The sequence below is a fragment of the Exiguobacterium sp. A1_3_1 genome (genome assembly GCF_048985645.1).
Lineage (GTDB): Bacteria > Bacillota > Bacilli > Exiguobacteriales > Exiguobacteriaceae > Exiguobacterium_A > Exiguobacterium_A indicum.
In genome coordinates this window covers 1-9,056 of sequence record NZ_WBYY01000136.1, presented here as the reverse complement: position 1 = coordinate 9,056, position 9,056 = coordinate 1, and the positions used below count along the sequence as shown (strand labels likewise).

The 9,056-nt window shown below is 49.4% G+C and carries 12 protein-coding genes; 6 read left to right on the top strand and 6 right to left on the bottom strand.

Annotated features, from left to right (window positions below):
- The first annotated feature begins 21 nt into the window (after positions 1-21).
- Positions 22-660, top strand: coding sequence for an aminoglycoside phosphotransferase family protein (locus tag F8N00_RS13460; RefSeq protein ID WP_421018383.1), 639 nt, complete (start codon positions 22-24; stop codon positions 658-660).
- A gap of 94 nt (positions 661-754) precedes the next feature.
- On the opposite strand, the gene F8N00_RS13455 is transcribed toward F8N00_RS13460, so the two are convergent.
- The 4 genes from F8N00_RS13455 to F8N00_RS13440 form a co-directional block, all read right to left on the bottom strand.
- Positions 755-1,000 carry a hypothetical protein gene (locus F8N00_RS13455; RefSeq protein ID WP_023468288.1) on the bottom strand — a complete coding sequence of 82 codons (246 nt, stop codon included), beginning with the start codon at positions 998-1,000 and terminating at the stop codon, positions 755-757.
- A gap of 85 nt (positions 1,001-1,085) precedes the next feature.
- On the bottom strand, positions 1,086-1,571 hold the full coding sequence (locus F8N00_RS13450) for a tetratricopeptide repeat protein (protein ID WP_023468289.1): 486 nt from the start codon (positions 1,569-1,571) through the stop codon (positions 1,086-1,088).
- Positions 1,572-1,643: 72 nt separating this feature from the next.
- A complete protein-coding gene (locus tag F8N00_RS13445; protein ID WP_023468290.1) occupies positions 1,644-2,087 on the bottom strand; it encodes a MarR family winged helix-turn-helix transcriptional regulator in 444 nt (147 codons plus the stop codon).
- 71 nt (positions 2,088-2,158) lie between these two features.
- Positions 2,159-3,235: a GTP pyrophosphokinase gene (locus F8N00_RS13440; protein WP_231681756.1), complete on the bottom strand. Its 1,077-nt coding sequence runs from the start codon at positions 3,233-3,235 to the stop codon at positions 2,159-2,161.
- A gap of 140 nt (positions 3,236-3,375) precedes the next feature.
- On the opposite strand from F8N00_RS13440, the gene F8N00_RS13435 reads away from it, so the two are divergent.
- A complete protein-coding gene (locus F8N00_RS13435) occupies positions 3,376-4,512 on the top strand; it encodes a Six-bladed beta-propeller, TolB-like protein (RefSeq protein ID WP_421018382.1) in 1,137 nt (378 codons plus the stop codon).
- A gap of 130 nt (positions 4,513-4,642) precedes the next feature.
- Here F8N00_RS13435 and F8N00_RS13430 read toward each other — a convergent pair whose 3' ends face one another.
- Positions 4,643-5,065: an organic hydroperoxide resistance protein gene (locus tag F8N00_RS13430; protein WP_023468292.1), complete on the bottom strand. Its 423-nt coding sequence runs from the start codon at positions 5,063-5,065 to the stop codon at positions 4,643-4,645.
- A 108-nt stretch (positions 5,066-5,173) separates the two neighbouring features.
- On the opposite strand from F8N00_RS13430, the gene F8N00_RS13425 reads away from it, so the two are divergent.
- The gene (locus F8N00_RS13425) at positions 5,174-5,605 is read left to right on the top strand and encodes a MarR family winged helix-turn-helix transcriptional regulator (RefSeq protein ID WP_023468293.1); all 432 of its coding nucleotides are present in this window, start codon (positions 5,174-5,176) and stop codon (positions 5,603-5,605) included.
- 17 nt (positions 5,606-5,622) lie between these two features.
- Here F8N00_RS13425 and F8N00_RS13420 read toward each other — a convergent pair whose 3' ends face one another.
- Positions 5,623-6,078: a hypothetical protein gene (locus F8N00_RS13420; protein ID WP_023468294.1), complete on the bottom strand. Its 456-nt coding sequence runs from the start codon at positions 6,076-6,078 to the stop codon at positions 5,623-5,625.
- Positions 6,079-6,205: 127 nt separating this feature from the next.
- Here F8N00_RS13420 and F8N00_RS13415 point away from each other — a divergent pair, with 127 nt between their 5' ends.
- The 3 genes from F8N00_RS13415 to F8N00_RS13405 all read left to right on the top strand — a co-directional run.
- Positions 6,206-6,697, top strand: a complete 492-nt coding sequence (locus F8N00_RS13415) for a PH domain-containing protein (RefSeq protein WP_023468295.1) — start codon at positions 6,206-6,208, stop codon at positions 6,695-6,697.
- Complete coding sequence (locus F8N00_RS13410) at positions 6,694-8,142, top strand: PH domain-containing protein (RefSeq protein WP_055968096.1); 1,449 nt, start codon at positions 6,694-6,696, stop codon at positions 8,140-8,142. Before F8N00_RS13415 ends, F8N00_RS13410 begins: the two co-directional genes overlap by 4 nt.
- A 34-nt stretch (positions 8,143-8,176) precedes the next feature.
- Positions 8,177-9,056 (top strand): alpha/beta hydrolase (locus F8N00_RS13405; protein WP_421018381.1); only part of this gene is annotated, 880 nt, incomplete at its 3' end.

Here is a 9,056-nt window from a genome sequence, read left to right as displayed (position 1 = left end):
AGATGTGTATAAGAGACAGGTATCTATCCCTACCTCCCCGGACAAACCGTTCGAAGCGTACTCAAGGAGACACCGGAATTAGCACCCCGACTCGGTCAGGAGACAGGGCAAGCGTTGAGACGCATTCATGACGTCACTGCACCGAGCGAAATGACGTCTTGGAGCGAACGTTGCCAGACGAAACATGACCGCTACCGCGCAGCGATTGACGGGTTGCTTGAGCCAACGTGGATCGAGCGTCTTGATCGATTCATTAGCGAGCGGATTCCGTTACTTCAGACACGTCCGAACCAGTTGCAACATGATGACGTTCATCTCGATAATCTCCTTGTCGAGGATGGGCATCTTTCCGCATTCCTTGATTACGGGAATCATGATTATGGCGATCCGTGGCATGATTTCGTCAAATGTGGTCTGTTTCAGGTCGAGACGAGTCCGGTATTTGCCCGTCACTTGATCGAGGGGTATTTCGAGACCGAAGTACCATCCGACTTTTGGCGAATGTATAGTCTTTACATGGCGATGGTCGTCTTTTCAGCACTCGTCTGGACGAAGCGGTTCGATGCAGACGGAATGCAAGCAATGCAAAAACGCGTTCAGCGAATCATTCAGGATCATGCTGGTTTTCAGCGAGACATCCCGCTTTGGTATGAGACTTGAACAGCAAGGACAATAAAAACATGATGCGTTCGTCTCTCTTGACTGAGAAACGAACGCATCATGTTTGGTCTGAATCATATATTCGAAGCGATACTTACCACTCGAAGCCTTCTTCACTATACTTGCCGTTCGAATTGAAGAATCGTTCTTCTGTTTTACCGTTTACCGTACTCGTATAAATGACGTAGACGTCGAGATGATCATTCTGATCCGCCATCTTTTTAGCAGCTTTCTTAGCATCGGCTTCATTCGTATATGTCTCTGACTTGCTTGCCTTGCCGTGTTTTTCTTGCCCTTGTTCTTCATAACCTTCTACTGTCCATACTTTTTTTGATGACATCCTTAACTTCCTTTCCTGCCAAAAGCGAGTCCGCTTGGCTGTTACATTATGCTGTGCAAAACGAGCACTCGTCAACCGTTGCCGTTCATTCTTTGACGATCTCGTCCAAATGATCGGCATAATAACGGATTGCTCGGTCAAATGTCTGGATCGAGGCGTCCGACGACGTCGTAGCAAGACTCTTCAGCAACCGACCGACTGCCTGATCGGCTTGACCGAGATTGTATTCCGTCATCGCGAGGAAGGCTTGCAGGGCATGGGCGTCCGGAAACTCACGGAGCGCACGATGGAACACGTCTGACGCAACTTCGAACTGACCGATGACACGATATGTACTGCCGAGTCCGATATATGCCTGCAGACGGTCCTCACCTGTAAGACCGAGCGCTAGTGCTTGTTCATAATAGGGAACTGCAGCCTGTTCCTCACCGAGACTATCATGACACCACGCCATCTGATAGAGGACGATCGGGTCGTTAGGTGCCGTCTCGACATACTGACGGACGACTGCCTTCGCTTTTTCATATTGTCCCGTCTGTCGTAACTGTTGCACCGATTCGAAATCAAACATCGTGTTTCCTCCTCCTTAATTTACTAAAAAACGGATCCGGTCGTCCTGACCGGATCCGTTCGATTGAACAGCTTAGATTGTTTTTTCAAGCTTCGTCAAGAGCGTCCGGAACAGTTCGAGTTCCTGATCCGAGAAGTCCTCGAAGACGTCTGCGAGGTAATCCATCTTCATCGATTCGAGTTTTTCATAGAGCTCGATGCCTTTTGGAGTGGCGCGAAGTTCGACGACACGACGATCGAGTTCGCTTCGCTCACGCGAGATCAACTCTTTTTTCGTCAATTCGTCTGCTAATGCCGTGATCATGCTCGCTGAGAATTGGAACTCTTGCGAGAGGGCAGAGGCGATTTGCGGACTGTTCGCACAAAGGGACTTCAAGATGAAGAATTCATTGCGTGTCAAGTACGTCGTGAACATGCTACGCACGTCCTTCTTGATCGCGCGGTAGTTCATCCGTAATCCTTTTTCTGTATCAACGATCAACTGATCGCGTTGTGCTACTTCTAGTGTAGTTGCCATGTATCGTTCACTCTTTCTATACCGTAGTTTCTTTCACTCGTGATTTAGTATAGTGAAAAATTTTAGTTTAATCAATATTTTTCTCTTGAATCATCTGTTTCGACGACGCGAGCGACTTGGGCGACGATCTCTTCGACGTTGCGCAGTTCTGGATAGAAGCGGCGGAAGAAGTAGTCGATCCGGTGTGTATCTTCGCCAGCAATTGTCAGCGCCATGCAGATATAGGCGATGCCGATTCCTTGACGAGGCAGGAACGGATTCGGCATGACCTTCGCACAGCGTAAGGCGAGCGGACTGTGCGTCGTCACGGCTTCAATCAACTCTCCGTACGTCCGGATATCGACATAATGGAACATCCGAATCAGTTCGTTGATCAGTTGTTGATCGGAATCGAGCATCATTTGCGATGTAACAAGTCGTTTATCGAGCTCGTTGATGACCGGGGAGTGATCGATGAAGTAGTTCAAGTTATCTGCCGTGATCCGGACTTGATGGGGGTCAGACAAGATTTGTTGAACGGTCTCGTCTTCAAATTGTTTCAACTGTTTCTTGATGTTGACGAACTCCTGATCGGCGATTTCGAGTAATCCTGCCACCCGACTGAAGCTGCGCCGGACTTCTGCTGGGACACTGTTCGGATTTTTATATCCGAGATCATGTTCGATCTCCGCCCACGCGTGTTGCAGGATCGAGCGGATTTGGATCTCAGCCGTGTAATCCTTGAAACGACCATACTCGCTCAGGGCAAGCCGCTGATCGCTCAGTGAAGCGACGAAATGGACCGAGAGATAACCGAATTCTGTCGTATCGAGCAACGTTGACTTATCGACCGATTGATCGCGATCGATCGCGAACTCATTCTCGATGATGCGTGCCGCTTCCCGGACATCGTCATGGAAATAAGTGACGATCCGAATCCCGGTCAAGTCATGGACGTCCTTAAGTGAACGGTATTTATTCGGCTGCCGTAAGACTTTTTGATACAGACTCTCGGAGTCCTTCGTCCGGGCGACGATCGAGTGGTATTTGATGCCTGCCGCGTCGAGCAACTCGGACAAGAGCATCTTCAACTTGTCGGCGTAGGCATCGTATTCTTCCTTATCGTTGACATATTCGAGCATCATCGTATTTAAATCTTGTGATTGCACCGTTTCGCACCTTCCTCATCCTGTAGTCATCTAGCCATATTGTAGCACTCTGCTTCGTTAAACGCACAGCAAGACCCTGTTTGAAGCAGTACGATTCGTGGGAAAAAGACAAGTAGTACGTGTCCGGGAGGAGATTAATCATGGAAATAGTGGATGCCCGTGCTTTACCCGCCGATCATATGGATGTCTTGCATGTCACACCATCGTCGATCTATTTTCGACGTCGTCTTGATGACGCCCGTTACCACATCAGCCGATATGATCTTGAAGATCAGGAACAGGTCGATCTAACGCCAGAAGCCTTGACGGATCACGGACCAACCCGACCGTTCGTGCGGCACGGAAGAGTCTATTGTTTGAATGAACATACGCAAGAGCAGGGCGGGGAGACGGAAGTGCTCGTCATCGATCTCTTGTCCGGTAAACGGGAGCAGATTGCGTCGTTTTATGTCGAAGGAGATTTGACGCTCTACTGGGTGCTCAATGAGAACTATCTCGTATTCTTACAAACGACCGATACGACGTCTGCGTTTTTGTATGATGTCAAGGATGAATCGCGGCAGACGATTCGCGATCCACGGCTCTACGGGATGACGGAGAATTACCGGGAACTCTATTTCTTTCTCGTCACGCTCGAAGAGAAGGAGTACATCGTCTGTAATGCTCGGCTCGATGAGTTCTCGTTCTATGATGGCCTTGAAAGTGGTGTCATCTCACCAGAAGATCCGATCGACCACTCGGAAAGTCTGTTGATTGCCCCACTACCGACCTTGATCGAGGAGATCGAACGTGGTGTTGAGCACTTATCGTTCGCAACCTTGTTGAAGTTAGAAGGGGAAGGGGATACCGTTCAGTATCTCGGAGAACAGGAAGGGCATCTGATCTTCAGTGCCTATACCGATCGTTTGAACGAAGAAATCTTTTACCGGATTGATACGGAAGCGAGTGTCGAAGAGGTTGCCCGGATTCAGTGGAGTGACTATGAACCGCTCGACTTCACGTACGATGACGTCGAGTCGACGATCTTCATCGTCAATGACCGGTCCGAGCACCATCATGAAGTGATCAACTTACGCAACGGTGCCCGATTCCTTGATAAGGAGCCGTTCGAACGTGTCTTACGTGGACGCTTTTATCTACACGAAGCGATCGGAGACGACGCGGAACCAATGGTCACGGTCTATGACGCAGAACACAATGAACGCTATCGGTTCGAGGATGCCTATTATGTCACCGTATCCGGGGAACTCGTCATCTTATCGGTCCATCAACTTTAAAAAAAGGCGGTTGTTCTTTTTGTAAGAGCAACCGTTCATCATCAAGAATATTATTATTTCAACTACCAGAATTATTATAAAAACAAAAACCAGCTGAGAGTAAACCTCAGGCTGGCTAGAAATGCTACACTTATTCTGCGTCAGTCGTACGTGTGTAGACGTCGACTTGGATGTTTCCAGCAGTCGCACGTGAGTAAGGGCAGACCGTATGCGCGACTTTCGCAAGTTCAGCCGCCGCTTCTTCCGAGATCCCACGGACGAGAACATCGAGTTCGACGGAAAGCATGAATCCGTCAGCTGCTTCGTTTAATGTCACGTGTGCTGTGACTTCACTGCCATCGTGTTTGATCCCTTGTTTGCGAGCGACCATGTTCAAGGCAGAGTCGAAGCAAGCAGAATATCCTGCAGCAAAGAGTTGTTCTGGGTTCGTTGCTTGTTTTTTCGATCCTGGTACCGGCATTGCGAGGGCGACGTCAAGAATACCGTCCTCCGATACGACGCGTCCGTCGCGACCTCCGACAGCTGTTGCAGATGATGTGAACATTGGTTTCATGTGTGTAACTCCCTTTCGTTGTTAGATTCAAATAAGTAGCTTACAATTAGATTGTATACAATTTAAATCGAAATGCAACTCGTTTGCTCACGATAGGAGGAATTTTTTATGAACCCGTTAGCTTTAGATGAACAACTCTGTTTTCCGTTTTATGCGATTTCGCGTGAGATCACGCGTCGTTATCGTCCGTTACTTGAACCACTTGGTCTGACGTATCCGCAATATCTCGTCATGCTCGTCGTCTGGGAAGAGGAGGGACAATCACTCAAAGCCATCGGTGAACGGCTCCATCTTGATTCGGGAACGTTGACGCCGTTACTGAAGAAACTCGAAGCGGCAGATCTGTTGCGACGCGTCCGTAAGCCGGAAGACGAACGGCACATCCAGATCTTTTTAACGGATGCTGGTCGTGCGTTACGGAAACAAGCAGAGACTGTTCCGCTTGATCTCGTCCAGACACTCGACGTCGACGAAGAAGACTTACGCGTCGTCAAAGCGGCACTGAATCGTCTCGTCATGAAAATGAGCGACCCGGATTAACCGGATCGCTCATTGTCTTATTTACGGCGGAAACCTTCTTCTTCAAGATAGTTCGCTGCTTCCTTATACGAGTTGAATGCACCGTCTAAAAGATCACCAGCGTAGACGAGCCACGTGTCGATGTCTTCATTGAGCAACGTTAATTCGAACTGGTTATCGTTGACCCATGTTTCTTCGAGTGTTTCGACCGATTGGACCGTCGAGAGTGCTTTGATTGCATCTTCTAATAAGAGAATTAAAGCAGGCTCTGAAAATTCACGGATATTGACGAATCCTTTTTCGTCCGTTTCATAACCTGGTAGACCAGCGGCATAGACGAAGCCGTTTCCGTTCGGATGCAAATGATAGACGAGATTCTTCTTCTCATACTGACTGTCCGGGAATTGGAAATTGACGCGTTTTAGCGAGACATCTTTGCGGACGAGCTGTGGGAAAGTCTCGATAATTCGTAGTTTTTCTTCAAAAGTTAACATGGTTCCTCCTTGGTGTTACAGTTCTTCACTTCTATATATGCGATGAAATCAAACAAAATGTCAACCGCTGTCTGAAACCAAGCGACGTTTTTAACCGTAAATGGAAACGAAAGGAAGTGTTTTTTTGATGTCTACTGTACAATGGCATACGCTGCCAGAACGATCGATTCGAGCAGAACGGCTCGGATTGTTGCCGTTACACGGCTTGATCGCCGTCATTTTGATCGGAACGACGATTACCCAAGTCATGTGGCTCGACCTGACACCTTGGTGGATGGGCATCGCCGGTCTGCTTTGGCTGATCTATTTCATTCCCCGTATCGTCTACATACCCGTTCTTCGCTTGAAGTATATGCGTTATCGCATCGATGAGGAATTTCTCGTCGTCCGCAACGGCATCTTCTTCCGCCGCGAAGTCACCGTGCCGCTCGTCAAGGTGCAATTGATCGATAGCCAAACGGGACCGATCCTGCGTCGCTATGATTTGATCACACTTGATATTCGAACGGCATCCGGCTTCGTCACGTTGTCACGACTCGATCGTGCGCAAGGAGACGCGCTACGCACACAAGTCGAACGCTTTGCGAAACTCGAGGAACGGGAGGAGGAATCGTTATGACCCGGCGCGTCCACCCGCTGTTCATCGTGATGTCGAGTATCTCGATCATCCGCTCGCTCCTGATTCCGTTCGCCGCCTTGATTTTAAATGCGATCCGCAAAGGCGAGATCAACACCTATACGTGGATCGGGATCAGTGTTGGGATTGTGTTCGTCCTCTTATATGGGATCGCCTCCTGGTATTTCTATACGTTCACGATTGATGCCGAGACGATTCGGGTCCGCAAAGGAATTCTCCAAAAAAGTGAACGGACGACGCAACGTAAACGGATCGAGTCGATCGGCATTCAGCAAAACGTCATCGAACGACTGCTGCGTCTTGCGACGTTGACCGTCGAGACGTCGTCCGAGAGCGGAACACCAGAAGTCGAACTAAAGGGAATCCGTCTTGATTTTGCGAAAGAACTAAAGTCGTCGATCAAAAACGAGGGGCAACTCGTCGTCGAAGAACAACAGGAAGAAGTCGCCTATACGATCCCTGTCCGCGATTTGGCATTAGCCGGTGCCTTGTCGGGACGCGTCGGACTAGCGCTCGTCGGAATCGGAACCGCTTATCAATTCATCGATCAGTTCATTGAACGTTATGTCGATCGACTGTTCTCGGAACTCGCGCATTTATCGTTGTTCGTCTTGACGGGACTTGGCGTACTCGTCTTACTCGTCATCTATATCGGCTCGATCATCGTCTATATCTTGAAATACGGTTCGTACCGTGCCGTCTTGCAACACAACCGATTATTGATCGGGTACGGAATGTTGAACCGGACCGAGGTCGCGTTTCATGCTGATAAGATTCAAGCCCTCGTCATTCAGGAAAGCTGGATTCAGCGTTTGATCGGTCGAGCGAGTCTGTCCTTACACATCATCTCGGCGACCGGAGAGAAGGAGCGACTGTTGCTCCATCCATTCATCCGGACGAACGAAATCGATCCGTTCCTAGCGACATATCTGCCGCGCTTTCGTCAGTTCAGTCCGCAGCATGAAGTCGCACCGATCGGTTTTCGCTACCGGGTTCGTTGGCCGTTACTCGGTTATGCGCTGTTGTTTACGGCACTAAGCAGTGTCGTCATCATCGTCCTTGATTCCTCATGGCGCTTCTTGATCTTGCTTCTGTTCATCTGGTTACCGTTCTATTACTTCGCTGTGCGCAGCGGTTACCGAAAGACCCGTTTCGGAACCGGCCACGATCTCTTGATGTTACGCAAACAATGGGTCCAAAAAGAGACCGTCTATACGCCACGACTGAAAATCGAGGAATTGACCTGGTCCGTTTCTCGCTGGCTCGAAGCAAAGGAGATTGCCCGGATTGAGATTCAACTACGGGGCAATACTGCTTTTAACGCGCTTTATTTTGAACGAACGGATATCGATACCTTACAGCGCTGGTATAAACAATCGTTCCTTTCGACCCCGTTAGCAGGGGAAGTGAAAACCGACGACGAATAAGGAAAGACTCACTGTCGGAAAGGAAGCGAAGCACATGCGCAAATGGGGAATCGGCATCGTGTTGCTCGTCACGTGTCTGCTACTGTTCATCGTCTATGATGGATACCGGATGCAAAAAACATTGATCGGTCAGTCGGATGCTTCTCCGATTCTGAAGACGACGAGAAACGGACAAGTGACGAAAGACGAGACATGGTTCAAACAAACGAGCGAGACACAGCAATGGTCGAAGGACGGGCTCGTCCGCTTCGGTCGTTATCTACCGGTTGACGGTAGCAAACAGACAGTCCTCCTCGTCCCGGATGAGATGATGTTTTCACAGACCGGTGTTTATGCACTTGCCCGCTATTACCATGAGGCTAATTTCAATGTCTTACTCATCGAACGGCGTGGGCAGGATCGAAGCGGTGGCGTCCGGAATTACGGTTGGCTCGATCGACTGGATGTCTTGGAATGGACGAAGCGCTTGCTTGCTGAAAACGGAGACGATACACGGATCGTCTATCATGGACTCGGTGTCGGCGCAGCGACCGTCTTACTCGCTTCTGGCGAGACCGTACCAACCCAAGTCCGGGCGATCGTCGCTGAAGGAGCTTACGCCCGACTCGACGACTGGCTCAGTCTACTTGCGGACGAACAGATCCGTTACCCGGCACTTCCGTCTCTGACGATCGCGAGCATGTGGAACAAGGGCGAGCAAGATTTCTTTTATGGTGACGTCTCGGTGACCCGTCAAGCAACGAAGAGTCGGGTTCCGACGATGTTCATTCATGGAATGAAGGACGAACTCGTTCCGGTTCGGATGATGTACGAACTGTATCAAGCAAAAACGGGATTAAAACAATTGTATCCAGTTCGCGATGCCGATCATGACGAGACGTACACCTGTCTCTTATACACATCTCCGAGCCCAC

Coding starts and splice junctions, on each gene's coding strand:
- F8N00_RS13455 (WP_023468288.1), bottom strand. CDS start 1,000: ATGTCATCAAAAAAAGTATGGACAGTAGAAGGTTATGAAGAACAAGGG.
- F8N00_RS13450 (WP_023468289.1), bottom strand. CDS start 1,571: ATGTTTGATTTCGAATCGGTGCAACAGTTACGACAGACGGGACAATAT.
- F8N00_RS13445 (WP_023468290.1), bottom strand. CDS start 2,087: ATGGCAACTACACTAGAAGTAGCACAACGCGATCAGTTGATCGTTGAT.
- F8N00_RS13435 (WP_421018382.1), top strand. CDS start 3,376: ATGGAAATAGTGGATGCCCGTGCTTTACCCGCCGATCATATGGATGTC.
- F8N00_RS13430 (WP_023468292.1), bottom strand. CDS start 5,065: ATGAAACCAATGTTCACATCATCTGCAACAGCTGTCGGAGGTCGCGAC.
- F8N00_RS13425 (WP_023468293.1), top strand. CDS start 5,174: ATGAACCCGTTAGCTTTAGATGAACAACTCTGTTTTCCGTTTTATGCG.
- F8N00_RS13420 (WP_023468294.1), bottom strand. CDS start 6,078: ATGTTAACTTTTGAAGAAAAACTACGAATTATCGAGACTTTCCCACAG.
- F8N00_RS13415 (WP_023468295.1), top strand. CDS start 6,206: ATGTCTACTGTACAATGGCATACGCTGCCAGAACGATCGATTCGAGCA.
- F8N00_RS13410 (WP_055968096.1), top strand. CDS start 6,694: ATGACCCGGCGCGTCCACCCGCTGTTCATCGTGATGTCGAGTATCTCG.